Origin of the sequence: Anaerophilus nitritigenes, from assembly GCF_004138215.1 — a bacterium.
GTDB lineage: Bacteria > Bacillota > Clostridia > Peptostreptococcales > Thermotaleaceae > Anaerophilus > Anaerophilus nitritogenes.
Genome location: NZ_RYYS01000054.1, coordinates 43,035 through 64,568 on the forward strand (window position 1 = coordinate 43,035; position 21,534 = coordinate 64,568).

Sequence of the window (21,534 nt, forward strand, 5' to 3'; positions counted from 1 at the left end):
GGATATGAAAAATATACTTGGTAAAGATATTCCAGAACAGATCCAAGGATATAAAGTAGTCAAACCATTTCAAGGAGCTTTTGTAGATTTAGGAGAGATAAAAAAGAAAGAGGTTTCATTAAAAAATGTAATGCCGGGAGAAGAGAAGGTATTATTATCTATTGAAGAAGCACTTAAAAAATGTGATATAAAGGATGGTATGACGATTTCGTTTCACCATCATTTAAGAAATGGTGATTACGTCCTAAACATGATTATAGAAGAAATTGCAAAAAGAGGGATTTGTGATATAAAAATTGCAGCAAGCTCTATTTTTCCTGTTCATGCTCCATTAGTTGAATATATGAAAACTAAAGTAGTAACAGGCATATATGCAAATTATATTTCAGGACCTGTAGCAGAAGCTGTTTCAAAAGGATATCTTAAACATCCAGCGATTATGCATACTCATGGAGGAAGAGCAAGGGCTATTGAATCAGGAGATCTTTCTATAGATATAGCATTTATTGCAGCGCCTACATGTGATACTTATGGAAATATCAATGGAGTAGAAGGAAAAGCTGCATGTGGAAGTTTAGGTTATGCTACCTCTGATGCCTTATACGCTGAGAAAGTAATAGCAATTACAGATAACCTTATATCTTATCCTGCATGTCCAATTGAGATTAGTCAAGAATATGTAGATTATATTGTAGAAGTAGAAAGTATAGGAGATCCAAAGGGAATTGTATCTGGAACTACAAAAGTTACAAAAGATCCAGTGGGACTTAAAATTGCAAAAATGACATCTCAAGTTATAGAGGCTTCAGGACTTTTAAAAAATGGATTTTCATTTCAGACAGGTGCAGGTGGAACGTCTCTAGCTGTTGCAGCTTATGTAAAAGAATTAATGAAAAAAAATGAAATAAAGGGAAGTTTTGCAGCAGGTGGTATTACAGGATATATGGTTGAAATGTTTGAAGAAGGATTGTTTGAAGGAATATTTGATGTACAATGCTTTGATTTAAAAGCAATAGAATCTTATAAAAATAATAAAAAGCATCAAGGAATGTCAGCTTCTATGTATGGAAACCCTCATAATAAAGGTGCAGTTGTGAATAATTTGGATGTAATGATTTTAGGAGCAACAGAGATCGATGTAGATTTTAATGTAAATGTAACTACTGGGTCAGATGGAATGATCATGGGAGGTTCAGGAGGACATAGTGATACAGCAGCTGGTGCAAAGCTTGCTATGGTAGTGACTCAACTTGTAAAGGGAAGACTCCCTATTGTTGTAGATGAGGTGACTACTGTAACTACTCCTGGAGAGACTATAGATGTAGTCGTTACAGAAAGAGGAATTGCAGTCAACCCAAAAAGAGAAGACTTGATAGAAAAATTACAAAAAACGAATTTACCGATTATTTCTATACAAGATTTAAAGAAAATAGCAGAAAATATGACAGGGATACCAAAAAAAATTCAAAAACATGATGAGATTGTAGCTATAGTAGAGTATAGAGATGGGACTATTATTGATACGGTAAAAAGAGTGAAGGATTGATGAAATGGAAAATGTAAGAATTGAAAAGATCAATTTAAATAGTTCACAAAGGTTAAAGGTTGAGAGTTTTCTTTCAACTTTTAACCTATTTTTAGATAAGGATGTAGAGTATACAATCGTAGCAAAAAAGGATGAAGAAATTGTAGGAACTTGTTCTTACTTTGGGAAAATATTAAAATGCTTTGCAGTAAAAGAAGGAATACAAGGAGAAGGTATCGCTTCAAAATTAATTACTCATATTACAAATAAGCTCTTTGATGAAGGAATTTATGAAACATTTATTTTTACAAAACCTAAAAATAAATATATATTTAAAGGGATTCATTATCATGAAGTATATGCTACAGATGAAGTGGTTTTATTAGAAGGTGGAATGGCGAGTATAGAAAAGTTTATACAAAATATGTTTAAAAAAAGTAAATTAGGAAATGAAAAAAAAGCAGCTTTAGTGATGAATTGCAATCCATTTACTTTAGGACATAGATATATCATAGAAAAAGCTTCAAAGGAAAATGATAAAGTTGTAGTATTTATTGTTGAAGAAAATCGTTCTCTTTTTCCTTTTCATGTAAGAATGGATTTAACAAAAAAGGGAATAGAAGATTTGAAAAATGTGAAGATTCTACCAGGCGGAAATTATATTATTTCATCTGCTACTTTTCCATCTTATTTTATAAGAGAAGCAGACGAAAGATTAAAAGCTTATACTAAACTAGATGCAGGAATATTTTCCAAATTTATTGCACCTATTTTTCATATACAAAGAAGATATGTAGGTACAGAGCCGTATTGTAATGTAACCAATGAATACAATCAAACACTACATGAGGTACTTCCAAAAGAAGGAATAGAAGTAATAGAAGTAGATAGAATTGGTAGAAATGATAAGGCTATTAGTGCTTCATTTGTGAGAGAACTGATCAAAGCAGAAAATTGGGAGGAGATGAGAAAGCTACTTCCAAACAGTACTTATGAATTTTTAAAATCTAATGATGCAAAAGAGATCATACAAAAAATAAAAAGGAGTGATTCTCCCCATTGATGAAAGAAATATTAGAAGATCGAGAAAAAAGATACAATAACATATTAGAGCTTATACAACAATATAAATTACCAGTAGTTTGTGGAAAAATCAATTATCCAGGAGATAATAAAAATACATCAAAAGCATATACAGCTTTTGATGTATTACAAAAATTACTTATTTTTAAATTAAATGATTTTATTGTATATAAGCAAATTATTTCTGGATATGATGGTAAGAGTATACTTATAGTATCAAATAAATCTATAGAAGAAGTAAAAAAAATAGCTGTAAATATAGAAGAAAATCATTCTTTAGGTAGAACTTTTGATATAGATGTATATAAAAAAAATGGAGCTCCAATAGATCGAAAGAACATAGGGCTAGAAAGTAGAAGTTGTATGATTTGTCACGAAGATGCTAGAGTGTGTATAAAAACAAGACGTCATAGTACACAAGAACTTATTGGTCATATAGATCAAATGATTGAGGAGTATATAAAATGCAATCAAAGGCTTTAAATAAATGGAGGAAGAAAATTTGCAAAAAGACTTTGAAATTTGTCATTACATTAGTGAATTAGCACTAAAAGCTATGTTATTTGAAGTATCTGCTACACCAAAGCCTGGGCTTGTAGATCGAAACAATTCAGGAGCTCATAAAGATATGGATTTTTATTCTTTTATGGCAAGTAGTGCATCTTTAGTACATACTTTTTATGAATGTGCTTATGAAGGATTTGTTTTTGAAGAGCAAGATCTTAAAAAATTATTAGATAAAATTCGCCCAATAGGAATAAAAGGCGAAAATAAGATGTTTTGTGCAACTAATAAAGTTAATACCCATAAGGGACTCATTTTTTCTTTAGGAATCATCTGTGCAGGTTCTGCTTATGTATATAAGAAAATACAAAAATTATCCATGGATATACAAGAGATTTGTAATATCATTAAAAAAATGAGCCAAGGAATTTCTCAAAAAGAATTAGGAGATATACAAAAAAGGGAAAATTTCACTTATGGAGAAAATTTATTTAGAAAGTATGGGACAAAAGGTATAAGAGGAGAAGTAGAATCAGGATTTTTGACAGTAAGAAAATATGCTTTACCTATATTTAAAAAACTTGTGAGAGAAAATAAAAATATCAATGATGTTTTGATACAGGTGCTATTACATCTTATGAGTGTAACAGAAGATAGTAATATTTTAGGAAGACATGATGTAAATACATTAGAGAATGTTCAAAAAAGGACAAAAGAAATATTAAATATAGGAGGAATATTTACAAAAGAAGGTAGAGAAAAAATCCTTCATATGGATACTGAGTTTATAAGTGAAAATATTAGTCCAGGAGGATCAGCAGATCTTTTGGCAGTAACTATGATGTTTTATTTTTTAGAAAATACAAATTCATAAAATATAATTTTTCAATAGTTGGGAGAGCGTGTGTATACACTCTCTTTGTATGTTATAATGAATTATTAAGAATAAGGATAGAGGTGAAGTATGAAAAATAAAAAATGTCTATCTCTTTTTAATAAAAGTATGTTGATTATGGTGAGTATTGCTATTTTAAGTAGTTTTACTTATTCAAAAGATATACAACAAAAAATAAAATTGGAGGATCAAATGGAGATTATGAATGAATATAATGGAGAAAATATAATAGAGGAGAAAAATTCTATAGAAGATATCCATCAATTTACATATGAGCCTTTGCCTGATTTTATTAAACAAAAAATACAAGGGATATCATGGAAGGAAAACCCTTTTGTATCTTTAGATGATTTGGCTTATGTAAAAATTTGTTATGTTGGATTTGATGATCAAGATCATCAAGGGGAATTAATTGTACATAAAAAAGTTGCAAAAGAAGTAGTAGAAATTTTTGAAGAATTATATAAAGCTAAATTTCCTATAGAAAAAATTAAATTAATTGATAAATATGGTGCTAGTGATGAGTTATCTATGCAAGATAATAACACATCTGCATTTTGTTTTAGAGAAGTTACAGGAAGTAGTAAAAATTTATCTAAACACAGCTATGGAATAGCTATTGATATTAATCCTATTCAAAATCCTTATATAAAAGGGAAAAAAATATCTCCATTACAAGGAAAACAATATATTAACAGATTGAATATGCAAAAGGGAATGATTTTTAAAAATGATGTTTGTTATAATGCCTTTAAGAGTAGAGGATGGACCTGGGGCGGAGATTGGAAGTCTTTAAAGGATTATCAACATTTTGAGAAAAATATTTCTTTAAAGTAAAGAAAGAGGAGTATAAAAATGACGATTCAAATTGAAAAAGAAAATGAGAAAATTTTAGCTATAAGTTTTTCCTATAGCTTTGATCGAGTGAAAAAAATGAAATCTATAGAAGGCAGCTATTGGAATGAAAAGAAAAAAAGCTGGATCATTCCTTATAATAAAGAAAAGCTACTTAAATTTTTATCATTGTTCTCTGATGAAGAGATTATTACAAAAGATGCATTAGATTGTTTTATGATGATGAGATAAAGTACAAGAAACCACAAATATTAAATTTTGTGGTTTCTTTGTAGATTTAAAAATGGGCGAGTTTGAAGATATAGATCCAAGTCTTGATGAGATCCTTTTGTGATAACTTGAGAAATTATTTTTGCTAAAGCCATACTATAGACGGTACCATTATCTCCATAACCCATTAAAAAATAGCAATTAGGAAATTCTTCATACTTACCGATAATAGGAAGACCATCATGAGTACCACCATAAAAGGCAGATATATAAAATTCAGGATGAACATGTATATTTGGAAAAAGCTTTTGAAATTCTTTGATCAATAGATTTTTTTTATGAGTAAGTTTCATATCTCTTTCTTTAGGAGATGTTATATTTTCATCTAAACCTCCAATAATAATTCGGTCATCAGGGGTAGTTCTCATATAAACATAAGGACGTGCACTTTCCCAAATAAGAGATCTTTTATACCAAGAAGAAAAATCCTTTATTGGATTTGTAACTACTGCATAAGAACTTACCATTACAGTATTTTTTTCATTTTTAAAATCGAGACATTCATATCCTGCAGCCATAATGACGTGTTTAGCATGAATAACATTTCCTTTGTCTGTATGAAAAATGTTTTTATCTTTTTCAAATTTTTTTCCTTTTATTTCTGTTTGTTCAAAGATACGAACACCTTTCTTTTTTGATTTTTCCAGCAGGCCAATTGTAAACTTATAAGGGTTAAGTTCTGCATCGTTAATGTAATATAAGGCTGCATATTTTTGAAAAGGATATTTTTTACTGATTTCTTTCTCAGTCCAAAATTCAACAGAAAAATTATATTTTTTTAATAAATCATATTCTTGTCTTAGTTTAGACACATCTTCTTTACAGCTTGCATAATAAAGACTATCTCTACGAGTAAAATCTGGACTTATTTCTAAAGAAGAAGATATCTTCTCAATTTCATTGATAGCTTCTTTGCATAATAAAAAATGTCTTAAAGCATAATCTCCTCCAAAACTATTGATTAATTGCAAAAAGGTTTTTTCTCCTGCATATTGAATGAGAGCTGTATTAGATCTAGTACTTCCATATCCTATTTTATTTTTTTCTACTAAAACCACATCTAAACCGTATTCACTTAAGTAATGTGCGCATTGAGTCCCAGAACCTCCACCTCCAACAATCAATACATCACAAGATATATCTTCTTGTAAAGGAGGATAAGTAGGAGGATTTTGTAGTGTAGTATCCCAATAAAATTTTCCAGTTTGTAAATCCATAATATAACCACCTCGTATATTATATTTTTAGTAGTATAACCAAATCAATGAGTTATATTATATATAAAGAAAAGATGATTTAGAGAATATATAGAGTAATCAAGATGAATAATAATATAAAAAATTATTTTTTTATTTAAACTAGCAAGTTAATGATATAATGGTAAGAATTGAATTGTTGGGAATATTATTAGAGAAGAAGCTTTTATTACCTTTTAGTATACTAATAAGTTTTATTCTATTTTATGAAAAAAGAGAGGAAGACAAGAATATGACAATGGATTTTAAAAAACTTGGAATACAAGAAGAATTAGTAAATGTATTAAATAATAATGGAATTATAAAGCCTACCCCTATACAACAAAAGGCTATTCCAGAGCTTTTAAAAGGACAAGATATAATTGGCCAGGCTCAAACAGGAACAGGAAAAACTCTTGCTTTTATACTACCTACTATGGAGAAAATAGACACAAGTAAACCTTATATACAAGCACTTATTGTAACACCAACTCGAGAACTAGCTATTCAAGTTACAGAGGAAGCCAAAAAACTTATTCATGCAAAAAATGTACATCTATTAGCGGCATATGGGGGTCAAGATGTAGAGAGACAAATAAAAAAATTAAAAAGTGGTATTCATATGGTAATTGGTACTCCAGGAAGATTATTAGATCATTTAAGAAGAAAAACGATTAACTTTAGTAAATTAAATACCCTTATATTAGATGAAGCAGATCAAATGCTACATATGGGATTTTTAAAAGAAGTAGAAGATATTATTTATCATACACCAAAGACAAGACAAACAATGCTTTTTTCTGCTACTATGCCATCAAAAGTACAATCTCTTGCTAAAAAGTATATGAAAGAGCCTAAAGTAATTAAGATCGAAGGAGAAAGAATTACTTTAGATGAAATTAAGCAAATTGTTATTGAAACTACTGATAGAGCTAAGCAAGATGCTCTTTGTAGTGCTATTGATGCATATAAGCCTTTTATGGCAATGATATTTTGTCGTACGAAAAGAAGAGCCAAGGCATTAAATGAAGCTTTACAAAATTTAGGATATAAGTCTGACGAACTTCATGGAGATCTTAGCCAAGCAAAAAGAGAAAAGGTCATGAAAGCATTTAGAAAATTTGAAATACAATATTTAGTAGCAACAGATGTAGCAGCTCGAGGACTAGATATTGAAGGAATTACCCATGTTTTTAATTATGATATTGCACAAGATGCAGAAAGCTATATTCATAGAATTGGCCGTACAGGCAGAGCAGGACAAGCTGGTATTGCTATTACATTTGTAACCCCAAAAGATAGAGAAGCTCTTCAGATTATTGAAAAAGGAATAAAGATGAATTTAACTAACAAGAGAAATACTCAAAAAAAAGATGTAGATTATAAGAAATCAAGAGAGATGAAAAATAAGAAAAGAGATGATTTTAAGAAAAAGGATTCTGCAAAAGGAAGAAAATCTAAAACTGAAAGAAATACTACTAAAATGAAAACGGGGAGTTCGTCTAATAGAAATAAAAATACAAAAGGTAAAAAGTATTAAAGATAAAATAATATTTAAAAAAGAAAGTATAAATTATAAAATACTAGAAAAAACACCCATTTGATTCATTGACGAATGGGTGTTTCTTGAATACAATAAAGGGATAATAATTTATTTTATGATATAAAAGGAGGAAATATTTTGAATGAAAATTTTGAATTATTTAACGATGGTTTAAATCATATAAAAGATCCAATAAGTTCTATGAATCAATCTTTAGATTTTACTATAGAGATAGAAGGAAAGATAGAAAATCATCAATTGAAATGTTATGTAAATAATATGAATAGCTCTTATATTAATTACTTAAAAGTAAAAAGAAGTGATATAATAGGTAAAAATATTGTCCATATATATGATGGTTTTGCCAATATATATTATGAAATAGGAGATTACTTGTTTAAAAATCCTATAAAAGAAAGTATTAGTATATATGTAAGAAAAAAAAATGATAAGTTAGAGATTGTAGATTTTAAAGAAATTATGCAAGAGGACTGCGATTTTTGGGAGGTAATGGCATATCCTTTTAGGAGAGAAACGGAGCTTATCAAATTGTTTATTGTAATAAAGGATATGAGTAAAAATTTTAATAATATGAAAGAAAAAAGGACTATACAAGATATCGAAATTTATAATGATAAAATCATGAGTATGTCTGATATGATTTCAAATCTATCTCATGCATGGAGACAACCCTTAAATAGCCTTAACTTTTCTATTATTAATCTTATAGATGAAATAGAAAACGAGCCACAAGATGGTGGAATTTTAGATGAATATTATCAAGAAATATGGCAAATTATCAAAAATTTATCTAGAAAAATAGAAAAATTCAAATCATTTTTTGAAATGAACTATAAAAAAGAGCTTTTTAATATAACAAAATATATAGATTTAGTTTTTGAAATTATGGAAGAGAAGATTAAAAAAGAAAATATAAAAATGAATATATTGACAAAAGAAGATATAAAAATGTATGGTTCACCCAATGAATTTGTACAATTTATGTATTATATATTTTGGGATATTATAGAATATTGTAAGGAAGTTTTTGATCTTTACGATAGATGTTTAAATATTCGAATTGAAGAAAATAAAGATCATATATATCTTACTATTGAAAATGAATATGATAAAGAAAAATATACGGATTTTAAAATAAATTTAAATCACTTATCCATGCTTGATAATATTATAAGGAAAAACATGAATGGTGCCATTAAATTAAAAAATGATGAAAATCATAACAAGATAATGATACGGTTTCCTTTAGATATAAGGGGGAATGATATATGGAAGGACTAAATGCATTAAAAAATATAAAAGTTTTATATGTAGAGGATGAACCTATTACAAGAAATCAAGTTTTTAGATTTTTAAAAAAGAGAATTGGAAAAGTAATTACAGCAGAAAATGGAGAAGACGGTATTAAAAAGTTTATAGAGCATCAACCAGATGTGATCATTACAGATTTAGTTATGCCAGATATGAGTGGTATTGAGATGATGAAAAAAATAAGAGGTGACGGTCATCGTTGTCCTGTAATTATTACTTCTGCTTTGTCAGATTCTAATACAATTTTAGAAACAGTAGATTTAAAAATAGAAAAGTACTTAATTAAACCAATTGATATCAATATATTGATGAGTAATTTAATAGAGATTGCTATTGACGAATTAGAGGATAAAGAAGATTTGTTAGTAGTAAATCATGAATTTATATTAACAGATGATAAAAAGATGGAAATAGAACTTGAAATTAGAAACTTATATTCAAAGTATTTAAAACAGGTTACAGGAAAAGGAGCAAAATTGATTCAAGTTTTTATAAAGGGCAAAGAAATTGAAATTCTTTTAAAAGAAAATTTAACTACATTAGAAGAATATCTATTAAGGGCAGGAGATCATTTTAAAACTATAGAAGTCATTCGAAAAACCATTTATGAACATACAATAAAAGAAGTTGAAAAAGAAATAGAGAATTTAATCAATAGAAAAGTACATGTAACAAAAATAGAAATATATCCAAGGGAAAAATATGAAAGACTTTTATTAAATATATATTAGTATACAAGAAATATTTGACATAATATCATATAATATGATATTATATTTACATAAAGATAGTACATCTTAATGAATAGAGATAGATATATGTATATATAAGCTATTTTTATCTTAAGAGAATGATCAATTCTATAAAAATAAAATAAGTTAGGTTATGGAACAACTATTTGAATCAAATAATATATTTGCAATTTAAATGGTCCATAATAAAAGATTTTTAGATCTTTTATTGTGGGCCATTTTTGTTTTTTTAGAAAATATATAGATAAAAATAATCTCCGGAGATGAAATGATAAATACTTTTATAATACTTAAGGATCATATAGAAATGATAAAAACTATGATTAGGGATTAAAGGGGGAAGAAATATGGCATATAAAAAATGGACACAAGAAGAAATAGAATATTTAATTTGTAACTATAGTAAAAAAAGTATTATGGATATTGCAAAGGATCTAGATAGAACAAAAGACTCTGTATTTAAAAAAGCCAAAAGAATAGGTCTTACAACAGAATTGAGATATTGGTCAGAGGCAGAAGTAGAGTTTTTATTAGACAAATGGGGAAAAAAGACTGCAGAGTTTATTGCAGATGAACTCGATCGAAGTATTGTTTCTATTAGAAAAAAAGCTATTGAATTAAAGTTAGGACCAGAAATTATTGCAAACGGAGAGTTTTTGACTACAGGAGATATTGGATATCTTTTAAATAAGAATCCAAGTTTAATTTATAGATGGATTAGAGAAGGATTTATGAAAGGAAGAAGATTTGGAAAAAAGAAAGTATTTCAAATCAAGCCTGATCAATTTATAAAATTTTTACAAAGCCACCCAGAAAAATGGGATGGAGAAAGAGCTAGGACTGATTTAATCAAACCTTATTTTTATTGTTCAAGCTGTGCAGATGTGCCAGATTGGTTTATAAATAAAATTGAAAATGATTTATACTCAGATGCAGTATAAGTTTGTATATAGCATAGAACCCGTAAGGGTTCTTTTTATATAAAGGATTTTAAAATAATGAATTGACAAATTTATCAATTATTAGTAAAATATAATTTAGTATATACAAAAATTTTCTATTACCTATAGACAAGTGAAGAAGCTAACCACTTTGAAAAAACTTCAAGGTGGTTTTATTTTTAGGGATTATTAAGAAGGGAGTAAATAAGAATGACAAAAATAATTCAAAATTTATACAAGTATCTATTTCAAGACAAGAAGTTTTATCAAAATTTATATAAAATTGCTTTACCTATTATTATTCAAAACTTTATTGCTTCTTCCCTAAATATGGTAGATACCATGATGATCGGAAGGGTAGGAGAAATCCAAATTGCAGCAGTAGGTATTGCAAATCAATACTTTTTTTTATTTAATTTATTGCTTATAGGAATATGTAGTGGTTGTGGTATTTTTATTTCTCAGTTTTGGGGAAAAAGAGACATTGTAAATATAAAGAAAGTATTAGGAATGGGTATGATTGCAGGGGCAGTTCTGGCTACTATCTTTACAGTAATAGCTTTATATATACCTAATCAAATTATCAATATTTTTAATACAGATCCAAAAGTTATATCAGAAGGAGTAAAATACTTAAAAATTGTTTGTATAAGCTATATATTTACTGCCATTACTTTTAATTTTGGATTTGCATCAAGATGTATAGAAAATGCAATTTTACCAATGATCGTAAGCAGTTTTGCTCTTTTGTTTAATACTTTTTTTAACTATGTATTTATTTTTGGAAATTTTGGATCAAAGGCTATGGGTGTTGAAGGAGCAGCTTTAGCAACACTTCTTGCAAGAATTATTGAGGCAAGTCTTTTAGTAGGTTATATTTATTTTTCAAAAGGAGTATTAGCAGCTAAATGTAGTGAAATGTTTTCTTTAAGTAAAGATTTTATTAAAAAAGTATTGGATACAGTGATTCCTGTAGTTTTAAATGAAGGATGTTGGGGGCTTGGATTTGTTGTATATTCAGTGGCATATGGAAGAATAGGGATGCAGGCAATGGCTGCAGTTCAAATTTGTAATACAGTACAAAATGTATTTATGGTATTTATATTTGGGATGTCTAATGCATCTGTAGTTATGATTGGAAATCAAATAGGAGCAGGACATGAAGATCAAGCTAAAATATATGCAAAAAGATTTTCTTTATTGGCATGTTTAGTCGGAATTTGTTTGGCTTCTATTTTGGCAATAAGTGCCCCATTTATTTTATCTTTCTTTAATATATCTGATACGGTATATCATAGTGCTCTTATGATCTTATATATTAATGCAGGAATTTTACTCATAAGAGTGTTTAATTGTCTTTTAATAGTAGGGATTTTAAGAGCAGGAGGAGATGCTAAACGTGCTCTTTTTATAGAAGCTTTTACTATGTGGTGTATTGGTGTTCCATTGGCATTTTTAGGAGCATTTTATTTTAAATTACCTGTACACTATGTAGTAGCATTAGTAACTGTAGAAGAACTGTTTAAATTTATTCTTGGTATTCCAAGATTATTGTCTAATAAATGGATAAGGAATATAACTGAAAATATGTGATTCTATGAAAAATAGCCAAGTGAAATATTTTACTTGGCTATTTTAGTTAAAATTTGTATCAAGTATTCAGTTCCTTTGAATCCAAGAAAAAGACCAATGATACCTGCTATTCCTGCCAAAGTAGGAGGAGCTGGTAATGGAAGTTTAAGATATGAAAAAATACTTCCTGTAATTGCTCCTGTTAATAGTGCCATGAAAACAAGCTTCATGATATTGCCCCCAAGTTTACTGTATTAGTTTTTTACAGCATTTCTCCACATTTTCATAGACTAAATTTAAATCAATAGTTGTAAGTTTTCTATTTTCTAATAATATATTCCCATCTACAATAACTGTGTCTACATCAGATGGATAAACAGAATAAGCAAGAGCAGAAATTAAGTTATGTTTAGGAAATAAATGAGGACTATTTAAGTTGATTAAAATTAAATCTGCACATTTTCCAACTTCTATAGATCCAACTTGATCATCTATTCCTAAAGCGTATGCCCCATTTATAGTTGCCATCTTAAGAGCAGTGTGAGAAGGTAAGACAGTACTATTATTTGTAACAGCTTTATTAAGAATACATGCTAATTTTATTTCTTCAAACATATTTAAATTGTTATTACTACAAGAGCTATCTGTTCCTAAAGCTACATTTACACCTGTATCTAAAAGTTTATGTATAGGAGCAAATCCATTTGCAAGCTTTAAATTGCTTACAGGATTATTGAGTACATGAACATTTTTTTCTTTTAAAATTTGTATATCTTCTTCAGATAAATGAACGCAATGAGCAGCTAAAGTTCTTACGTCAAATATACCTATGTCATAAAGATGTTTTACAGGAGATGTAGAGTATTTTTTAAAACTATCTTCTACTTCTTTTTTACTTTCACTTAAATGAATATGAATCCCAGTATTTAATTCTTTGGCAATAGGAATCATTTTTTTTAAGTAATCAGAAGAACAAGTATAAGGAGCATGAGGGGCAATCAAAGTTTTGATTCTATTGTTATTAGATCCATGCCATTTTTTATATAAAGATTTACTTTTTTTAAAAGTGTCATCTTTTGAATGATCAAACAATGTTTCACAAATAAATCCTCTCATCTTTGAATCTTTTGCAGCATTTCCTACAGCATCTGCAAAATTATACATATCATTAAAACAAGTAACTCCTGATAAGATAAGCTCTGCAATGCTTAGTAAACTTCCCCAATATACTATTTCATGGGTCAAATTTTTTTCAATAGGCCATACTTTTTTTGTAAGCCATTCCCAAAGAGGAAGATCATCTGCATAATTTCTTACTAAAGACATAGGTAGATGAGTATGAGTATTGATAAGGCCTGGCATAATGATTTTATTCGATCCATCTATAACTTTATCATAGTAAGAAATTTCTTCTACATCTCCAATGCTTGAAATAATACCATCTTCTATTCCAATATCTTTTTTTTGTATAGATACTTCTTCATTTTGAAATAATAGTAAAGATCCATTTTGAATTAATATTTTCATAAAATTACGCTCCTTGTACGTTAATAACGAATGGAATCATTTTGTGTTATGATTCCTTTAATGAGTGGTTTTTTATATACTTTTTCTTTGATAATATCATAAGCATCTATAATCATAGATTCAGCTTGTGCTTGTTTATCAATGCTATTTGCATAAATGGTAGCAATTTTTTCTCCCTTTTTTATAAAGTCTCCTATTTTTTTATGAAGAACAATTCCAACAGATAAATCAATAGGACTTTCCTTTGTTTCTCTACCTGCTCCCAGTATAAGGGATGCTATTCCTATTAAATCTGCATGAATACGATTTATATATCCTTCATAAGAAGAGGAAATAGGAGTAATAAATTTTGGTATAGGAAAAAGATTAGGATCATCTACAAATTTTTCATCTCCACCCTGTATACGCACCCATTCTTTTAATTTATCAATTCCTTTTTTAGAAGAAATGATGTCTTGAAGAATAGTTTTAGCTTCTTGTACGTCTTTCGCTTGTTTTCCTAATACAAGCATATGAGAACCTAAGGTTAAGCAAAGCTCTGTTAAATCATCAGGACCATTTCCATTTAATGTATCAATCGCTTCTTTTACTTCTAATATATTTCCTACAGCAAATCCAAGAGGTTGATCCATATCTGTAATTACAGCCATAGTATCTTTATTCATACCTATTCCTATATCTACCATTTCTTGTGCAAGATGAAAAGAACTATCTAGATCCTTCATGAATGCACCACTACCAGTTTTTACATCTAGTACAATGGCATCTGCACCAGATGAAATTTTCTTACTCATAATGCTACTTGCAATTAAAGATAAATTATCAACAGTAGCAGTTACATCTCTAAGAGAATAAAGTTTTTTATCAGCAGGAGTCAAATTACCAGTTTGTCCTCCTAAAGATATTTTTATACGATTTACATTTTCGATAAATTGTTCTATACGCAAATTGACACAAAAGCCTTCAAAGGATTCTAATTTATCTATAGTTCCTCCTGTATGACCTAAGCCTCGGCCAGACATTTTTGCAACAGGAACACCTGCTGCTGCTACCAAAGGAGCTAGTATAAGAGTAGTAGTGTCTCCTACACCACCAGTACTATGTTTGTCTACCTTTATACCGTCTATTTTTGAAAGATCTATAGTATCTCCACTATTTACCATAGCCTTTGTTAAATCTAGTGTTTCTTTTTTGTTCATCTTTTGAAAATAAATAGCCATCATAAGAGCTGAAACTTGATAATCTGGTATATCTCCCTTTGTGTATCCTTCTATGAAAAAGTTTATTTCTTCTGTAGTTAATTCTTTACCATCTCTTTTTTTTGCAATAATATCATACATTCTCATTTTATTCACCTCTATATATTTTTGATTACATTTTTCATAAGAAGAAGAAACTTTTCTCTTACTCTTTGAGAAGTTTCCATTACCTCGTTATGATCTAGAGGCTCATTAAGTATTCCTGCTGCCATATTGGTCATACAAGAAATACCGATGACTTTGATTCCACTATGTATAGCAATAATCACTTCTGGAACAGTAGACATACCGACTGCATCTGCTCCAAGTATGCGTACCATTTTTACTTCTGCTGGAGTTTCGTAGGTAGGACCGCTCATGCAAGCATATATTCCTTCTTTGATAGAAATATTTAAAGACCTTGCAATTTCTTTTACTCTTTCCCTTAAATCTTTGTCATAAGCATTAGACATATCAGGAAATCTTGTACCGAATTCTTTTAAATTTTTTCCAATCAAAGGATGATCTCCAGAAAGATTTAAATGATCAGAAATAAGCATCAGATCTCCTGGTTCATAAGAAGTATTTACAGCACCAGCAGCATTTGTAACGATTAAAGTGTTTACTCCTAAAAGTTTCATAACTCGCACAGGAAAGGTTACTTCTTCCATTTTATAACCTTCATAAAAATGGAAACGTCCTTGCATAGCAATAACTCTTTTTCCTTCCAAAGTACCTATTACTAACTGTCCAGCATGACCTTCTACAGTAGATACAGGAAAATGTGGAATCTCACTATAAGGATATATTTCTTTTTCTTCAATTTGATCGGCTAATGAACCAAGCCCTGATCCTAATATTAAACCTATTTCAGGATGAACTTTTGTTGTATTTAATATATATTTAGCAGATTCTTGTATTCTTTCATACAATTGCATATGATGACCTCCCTAATAATTATAATTTGTAGTTTCATTTTTTATAATGGCTACAGATGCACTTGCACCAATTCTAGTAGCACCAGCTTTAATCATTTTTAATACATCTTCTTTTGTTCGTATGCCTCCAGATGCTTTTACACCTAGTAAGTCTCCCACAGTTTTTTTCATTAAAGCCACATCTTCTACAGTTGCTCCTCCTGTGCTAAATCCTGTAGAAGTTTTTACAAAATGAGCTCCTGCTTTTTTTGAAATTTCACAAGCTTTTATGATCTCTTCTTTGGTAAGTAAACAATTTTCAAGAATGACTTTTACTAAGGCTTTATCACTTGATACATCTACAACAGCCTTAATATCATCATATACAAAATCATAATTTTCGTTCTTTAAAGCACCTACATTGATCACCATGTCAATTTCAGTAGAACCAAGTTCTATAGCTAAAGAAGTTTCAAAAGCTTTTACGGTTGTAGCTACTGCTCCTAAAGGAAAACCTATTACAGTAGTTACCCCAATAGAAGTATCTTTAAGCTCTTTTGCTACATATTCTGTAAAACAACTATTTACACATACAGATGGAAAATGGTATTCTTTTGCTTCCTCGCATATTTTTTTAATATCTTCTTTTGTTGCATCTGGTTTTAATAAAGTATGGTCAATCATAGATGCAAGATTCATATGTATCCCTCCATTTTTGTAATTGGATAATCATGTATATGTTATAATCCTATCTGAAAAATATAGTATTGTGAATAGACTTTTTAAAAAATAATGGAATTTAAGTTGATTTTATTATTTACAAGTGATACATATCTTATAATATATGTGAATAAAATCATATTTGGACAATATTTTTATATTTTTGACATTGTATATTTTATGGTACAATCAAATAAAAGAATACATGTATAAGGAGTTTTCTTATGAAACAAAAGATATTGATTGTAGAAGATGAAAGAAGTATAAGAAGTTTATTAAAAGTTACATTTAAGACAAATGGCTATGATATTATAGAAGCAAAAAGTGGAGAAGAAGGTCTTCAAAAGGCACGAGAAGAAAAACCTATCATAGCACTTTTAGATGTAATGTTACCAGGGATTAATGGCTTTGAAGTATGTAAAAAATTAAGAAAAGATTTTCAAAATATAGGAATTATTATGCTGACAGCTCGTGGACAAGATATGGATAAAATATCAGGACTTCAATTAGGAGCGGATGACTATATGATCAAACCATTTAATCCTACAGAACTGGTTTTAAGAGTACAAGCACTGATTCGACGTATGAATCATGAACAAAAAGATAAAAATAGTGTTCCTAAAAGTGGGCCTTTCCATATTGAGACACATGCACATATTGTATATAAAGATGGAAAATCAATTGATATGACACCAAAAGAATATCTACTTATGGAATTATTTTTAGAGAATGAAGGAAAAGCTTTTACAAGAGATGAATTGTTAGATCGTGTATGGGGATGGGAATATGTAGGGGATACCAAGATTGTAGATGTGAATATTCGAAGACTTAGAACAAAAATAGAAGAAGATTCTTCTAAACCTGTTTATATTGAAACTGTTTGGGGAGTAGGATATAGATGGAAAAAAAGAGATGAAGAGTAATTTTAGGGAGAAACTATGAAAAGTATAAAAAAAAGATTAGTGATTAATTTTATGTTGGTAATTTTTATCAGTGTTTTATTTTTAGAAATATTATTGATTAGTTTTGTACGACAATATTATTATAAAAATGTAGAAGATGTACTTACCAATCAAATTATGATTTCTTCTGAATTTTATTCTAGATATTTTTCAAATTCTAATTTAGAGGATAATGTATTAGATAATGTAGATGTATTTTGGAGGCAAACTCCTGCTCAAGTTCAGATTATTAACCTTTCAGGAGAAATGTTAATGGATTCTATTGGTGTAGACTGGAAAGGGAAAATAGAAACAGAAGATGTAAAGATGGCGCTAAAGGGAAAAAAAGGCACATGGACAGGATCAGTAAATTATGATGATTATAATGTAATGTCTGTATCTTATCCCTTACAATCTGATAAAAAAATTGTTGGAGTATTAAGATTTACTACATCCTTAAAAGAAGTCAATGAGGGTATTAAAAGAATCTCTTTGATTTTTTTAAGCATAGGAGCTTTTGTAACGATTATTTGTGGTATAGTAAGTATTTTTTTAGCCAATACCATAACAGGCCCCATCAAAGAAGTTACACAAGTCGCAGAAAAAATGGCTTTAGGAAATTTTAAAATCAAAAGTCACAAAAAATTTGATGATGAGATGGGAAAGCTTTCGGATACTTTAAATTTTATGGCAGAGGAAATTATCAAAAAAGATCAACTCAAAAATGATTTTATATCTTCTATTTCTCATGAAATAAGGACTCCTCTTACAGCTATTAAAGGATGGGCTATAGTTTTGAATCAAGATGATTTTGAAGATAAAGAAACCATGAAAGAAGGTTTAAATATTATAGAAAAAGAAAGTGAAAGACTGACCTTTATGGTAGAGGAGCTTTTAGATTTTTCAAAGTTTGTTTCAGGAAGAATTATATTAAATAAAGAAAATGTAAATATAAAAACTTTAGTTAGATATATTGAGAAGTATATGAGTCCAAGAGCCCAAAGGGATCAAATAGAGTTTGTAGTAGATTATGAAGAAAATATGTCTTATATGGATCTAGATGTAAATAGAATGAAGCAGGTTTTGATTAACATATTAGATAATGCTTTTAAATTTACACAAAAAGGTGGAAAAGTAAATTTTTCTACTTTTTATAAAAATGGATATATATCTATGAATATAGAAGATAATGGATGTGGTATTAGTCAAGAAGACCTTCCAAAGGTAAAAGAAAAATTTTATAAAGGGAAAAACAGCAAATCTCAAAATGGTATTGGACTGTCTATTTGTGATGAGATTATAAAGCTTCATAAAGGAGAATTCAAAATACAGAGTGAGCTCAATAAAGGGACAAAAATACAGATTTTATTACCGATTGAATAGATGTGGAGAAAAAGAGATGAAAAAATTTTTTTTGATTGTGATTATGGTTATGAGTGTATTTTTACAAGGATGTATAGATGTAAAACTAGATGTGGGACAAAGTATTGTTCCTCCTAAAAATAAAATTATTCCTATTCGAGGAACTTGGAAGGTAGAAAAATATAAAATAGCGAATGAAAAAGTGGAGAAGGCACAGATTAATGAGTGGATAGGAAAGAGTGCTATTTTTCATGGAGACTATGCTATTTTTGCAGATGAGATTAGCGAAGAACCAGAATATAAAATAAAAAGTGTAGATGCAAAAGAGTATTTTTTGTATACTCATAAAGTAAGTGATAAAGATTTAAAAATTAAAAATAAAAAAATAGAGATTATTTCTATTACTTCAAAAGAGAAGCATTTTTATGATTTTATTAAAATAGATGAGTATACATTAATTGTGTATATAGATCATGTATTTTATTATCTAGAAAAAATTTCTGATACAACAAATCAAGTGTTGATTGACAATAAAAACAAAATGAATCAAAATGGTAAAGATTTACAAACAAAAGAACCAGATATTCTTCGTTCAGGGGTACTCATAGGATTAAGAACAGATGTAGTAGATAATACAAAAGAAAATGAAATCTATAGAACTCTATGGATTGCTACTAAAAATAGAAAAAAATATCCTGTTTTAGAAATGGTAAATCTAATTGTTCCTAGAAAAAGTGGATTTTGGATGATCGGTGAAAATAGAGAGTTGCATGATCATAAAGTAAAAGATCAATTATTTGCTATTCCTATTGAAAAAAATGAGAAACCATCCTATGAAGAACAAGAAAAAGTGAATAAAGATATATATAGAAAGATAAAGTTTGTAGGAAATGATTATGTAGCATTAGAATATCAAAACAAAATGAAAAATTTCCAAGTGCTTTTGATTGATCATATACAAGGTAGCGAAGGAATAAAATTATCCGATGTAGTAGGGAAACATGGAAAAGAGATATATCTACAATCAGCTCAAGGATATTTAAATGCTACAAGGAAACAAAAAGAGCTGTATGAAATTAATGAAGAAAATTTTAGCTTGGTTAGAAGAAATGGACATTGGATTTTAAAAGGAAAGATAAATGTAGGAGAATATGAGCCTTTAGAATTTAATATTAATATGTTTCCACCTTATAAAATGGTTCATTATGATGAGCTTCATGTGTCATGGAATGAAATAAAGGGAAGAGTACCTGAGGCTATAGATGCCTATACTTCTCCGAATAAGGATTTTGCAGCAATTGTAACCCATGAAGAGATCTATATTTATCTAATTGAGAATAAAAAACTTGCTCTAAAACCTATGGAGAAAATAAAATTACAAGAAGGAGAAAAGGTTGTAATGGCAGAATGGGCTACGGCAGGTTATGTAGAGAAGTGGGAAAATACTTTATATCAAATAGGATCTCCTAGTGAATAACCTATTGAAAAGGAGAAATAAAATGTATAAAAAATGGATGAGTATACTGACGGATGTTGAATTATTTAAAAATATACAAGAAGATGAGCTATATACAATGTTATCTTGTGTGATGCCTAAAATTGTTTCTTATAAAAAAAAGGAACTTATAACAATAGAACAAAGTGAAATTACTGCAATAGGAATTGTTTTAAAAGGAGAAGCCATTATTACAAAGGAAACTATGGCGGGAGATCGAGTGATTATGGCAAAAATAAGTAAAGGGAATATGTTTGGGGAAGTAGCAGCTTTTGCAAATCATAAATGGCCTGCAACGGTTGTTGCCAATACGGATTGTACGATACTATTTTTTCCTGCTGACAAAATTGTAGGACTATGTTCTCAAACCTGTTTGGGACATAGAGTTTTGATACAAAATATGCTACAGATCGTTTCACAAAAAGCATTGATTCTAAATCAAAAAATTGAAATTTTATCTTTAAAAAGTATAAGAAAAAAGATAAGCATTTATTTATTAAAACAATATTATATGAATAAAAGTTTTTTATTTGAAATTCCACTAAAAAGAAATGAACTAGCAGAGTATTTACTTGTATCAAGACCTTCATTATCTAGAGAGTTAATTAAAATGAAAGAGGAAGGAATTTTAGATTTTCATAGAAACTCCTTTAAAATATTACATTTGGATGCACTTAAGGAATCCTTATAAATGAAAAATAATCATAGTGGGCAACATAAGTTTGATTGGAATATTTATGTTGCTTGATTTTGTAGACGCAGTTATAAAAAACGTCACTAAATTTTCAAATTTGGAAAATATAAAGAAACGATCGAAAATAGCATTA

The 21,534-nt window shown here is 28.8% G+C and carries 21 protein-coding genes; 15 read left to right on the top strand and 6 right to left on the bottom strand.

Annotated features, from left to right (window positions below):
• Positions 1 to 4: 4 nt before the first annotated feature.
• The 6 genes from citF to EK368_RS08275 all read left to right on the top strand — a co-directional run bounded on the left by citF (position 5) and on the right by EK368_RS08275 (position 5,093).
• Entirely contained in the window at positions 5 to 1,546 is a 1,542-nt protein-coding gene (gene citF, locus EK368_RS08250) for a citrate lyase subunit alpha (RefSeq protein WP_129598348.1), read from the top strand.
• Between the two features lie 4 nt (positions 1,547 to 1,550).
• Positions 1,551 to 2,588, top strand: coding sequence for a [citrate (pro-3S)-lyase] ligase (citC, locus tag EK368_RS08255; protein ID WP_129598350.1), 1,038 nt, complete (start codon positions 1,551 to 1,553; stop codon positions 2,586 to 2,588).
• Positions 2,588 to 3,091, top strand: coding sequence for a citrate lyase holo-[acyl-carrier protein] synthase (gene citX, locus EK368_RS08260; RefSeq protein ID WP_243109386.1), 504 nt, complete (start codon positions 2,588 to 2,590; stop codon positions 3,089 to 3,091). Before citC ends, citX begins: the two co-directional genes overlap by 1 nt.
• 19 nt (positions 3,092 to 3,110) lie before the next feature.
• Entirely contained in the window at positions 3,111 to 3,986 is an 876-nt protein-coding gene (gene citG, locus EK368_RS08265; protein WP_243109384.1) for a triphosphoribosyl-dephospho-CoA synthase CitG, read from the top strand.
• Positions 3,987 to 4,076: 90 nt separating this feature from the next.
• Positions 4,077 to 4,844 carry a M15 family metallopeptidase gene (locus EK368_RS08270; protein ID WP_129598357.1) on the top strand — a complete coding sequence of 256 codons (768 nt, stop codon included), beginning with the start codon at positions 4,077 to 4,079 and terminating at the stop codon, positions 4,842 to 4,844.
• A gap of 18 nt (positions 4,845 to 4,862) precedes the next feature.
• Positions 4,863 to 5,093 carry an integrase gene (locus EK368_RS08275; RefSeq protein ID WP_129598359.1) on the top strand — a complete coding sequence of 77 codons (231 nt, stop codon included), beginning with the start codon at positions 4,863 to 4,865 and terminating at the stop codon, positions 5,091 to 5,093.
• 20 nt (positions 5,094 to 5,113) lie between these two features.
• Here the strand turns inward: EK368_RS08275 and EK368_RS08280 are convergent, their stop codons facing one another.
• A complete protein-coding gene (locus EK368_RS08280) occupies positions 5,114 to 6,349 on the bottom strand; it encodes an NAD(P)/FAD-dependent oxidoreductase (RefSeq protein ID WP_129598362.1) in 1,236 nt (411 codons plus the stop codon).
• Positions 6,350 to 6,626: 277 nt separating this feature from the next.
• Between EK368_RS08280 and EK368_RS08285 the strand changes: the two genes are divergently transcribed.
• From EK368_RS08285 to EK368_RS08305, 5 genes are all read left to right on the top strand, one after another.
• On the top strand, positions 6,627 to 7,907 hold the full coding sequence (locus EK368_RS08285; protein WP_202976449.1) for a DEAD/DEAH box helicase: 1,281 nt from the start codon (positions 6,627 to 6,629) through the stop codon (positions 7,905 to 7,907).
• Between the two features lie 141 nt (positions 7,908 to 8,048).
• Positions 8,049 to 9,212, top strand: a complete 1,164-nt coding sequence (locus EK368_RS08290; RefSeq protein ID WP_129598366.1) for an ATP-binding protein — start codon at positions 8,049 to 8,051, stop codon at positions 9,210 to 9,212.
• Positions 9,200 to 9,973 carry a response regulator gene (locus EK368_RS08295; protein WP_129598368.1) on the top strand — a complete coding sequence of 258 codons (774 nt, stop codon included), beginning with the start codon at positions 9,200 to 9,202 and terminating at the stop codon, positions 9,971 to 9,973. Before EK368_RS08290 ends, EK368_RS08295 begins: the two co-directional genes overlap by 13 nt.
• A gap of 368 nt (positions 9,974 to 10,341) precedes the next feature.
• Positions 10,342 to 10,935, top strand: coding sequence for a hypothetical protein (locus EK368_RS08300; protein ID WP_129598370.1), 594 nt, complete (start codon positions 10,342 to 10,344; stop codon positions 10,933 to 10,935).
• A 210-nt stretch (positions 10,936 to 11,145) separates the two neighbouring features.
• Positions 11,146 to 12,528, top strand: coding sequence for an MATE family efflux transporter (locus EK368_RS08305; protein WP_129598372.1), 1,383 nt, complete (start codon positions 11,146 to 11,148; stop codon positions 12,526 to 12,528).
• 29 nt (positions 12,529 to 12,557) lie between these two features.
• Here EK368_RS08305 and EK368_RS08310 read toward each other — a convergent pair whose 3' ends face one another.
• The 5 genes from EK368_RS08310 to deoC are packed head-to-tail and all read right to left on the bottom strand — an operon-like array spanning position 12,558 to position 16,888.
• On the bottom strand, positions 12,558 to 12,737 hold the full coding sequence (locus tag EK368_RS08310) for a XapX domain-containing protein (RefSeq protein ID WP_129598374.1): 180 nt from the start codon (positions 12,735 to 12,737) through the stop codon (positions 12,558 to 12,560).
• A 16-nt stretch (positions 12,738 to 12,753) separates the two neighbouring features.
• Positions 12,754 to 14,034, bottom strand: a complete 1,281-nt coding sequence (locus EK368_RS08315) for an amidohydrolase (protein WP_129598376.1) — start codon at positions 14,032 to 14,034, stop codon at positions 12,754 to 12,756.
• 20 nt (positions 14,035 to 14,054) lie between these two features.
• Positions 14,055 to 15,380: a pyrimidine-nucleoside phosphorylase gene (locus tag EK368_RS08320; protein WP_129598378.1), complete on the bottom strand. Its 1,326-nt coding sequence runs from the start codon at positions 15,378 to 15,380 to the stop codon at positions 14,055 to 14,057.
• A gap of 11 nt (positions 15,381 to 15,391) precedes the next feature.
• Positions 15,392 to 16,210 (bottom strand): purine-nucleoside phosphorylase, encoded by an 819-nt coding sequence (locus EK368_RS08325; RefSeq protein ID WP_129598380.1) that lies wholly within the window; start codon positions 16,208 to 16,210, stop codon positions 15,392 to 15,394.
• 12 nt (positions 16,211 to 16,222) lie between these two features.
• Positions 16,223 to 16,888 (bottom strand): deoxyribose-phosphate aldolase, encoded by a 666-nt coding sequence (gene deoC, locus EK368_RS08330; RefSeq protein ID WP_129598382.1) that lies wholly within the window; start codon positions 16,886 to 16,888, stop codon positions 16,223 to 16,225.
• A 245-nt stretch (positions 16,889 to 17,133) separates the two neighbouring features.
• Here deoC and EK368_RS08335 point away from each other — a divergent pair, with 245 nt between their 5' ends.
• The 4 genes from EK368_RS08335 to EK368_RS08350 are packed head-to-tail and all read left to right on the top strand — an operon-like array spanning position 17,134 to position 21,398.
• A complete protein-coding gene (locus tag EK368_RS08335; RefSeq protein ID WP_129598384.1) occupies positions 17,134 to 17,832 on the top strand; it encodes a response regulator transcription factor in 699 nt (232 codons plus the stop codon).
• A 15-nt stretch (positions 17,833 to 17,847) separates the two neighbouring features.
• Entirely contained in the window at positions 17,848 to 19,233 is a 1,386-nt protein-coding gene (locus EK368_RS08340) for a sensor histidine kinase (RefSeq protein WP_129598386.1), read from the top strand.
• Between the two features lie 16 nt (positions 19,234 to 19,249).
• Positions 19,250 to 20,689 (top strand): hypothetical protein, encoded by a 1,440-nt coding sequence (locus EK368_RS08345; protein WP_129598388.1) that lies wholly within the window; start codon positions 19,250 to 19,252, stop codon positions 20,687 to 20,689.
• A gap of 22 nt (positions 20,690 to 20,711) precedes the next feature.
• Positions 20,712 to 21,398 (top strand): Crp/Fnr family transcriptional regulator, encoded by a 687-nt coding sequence (locus EK368_RS08350; protein ID WP_129598390.1) that lies wholly within the window; start codon positions 20,712 to 20,714, stop codon positions 21,396 to 21,398.
• Positions 21,399 to 21,534: the final 136 nt, after the last annotated feature.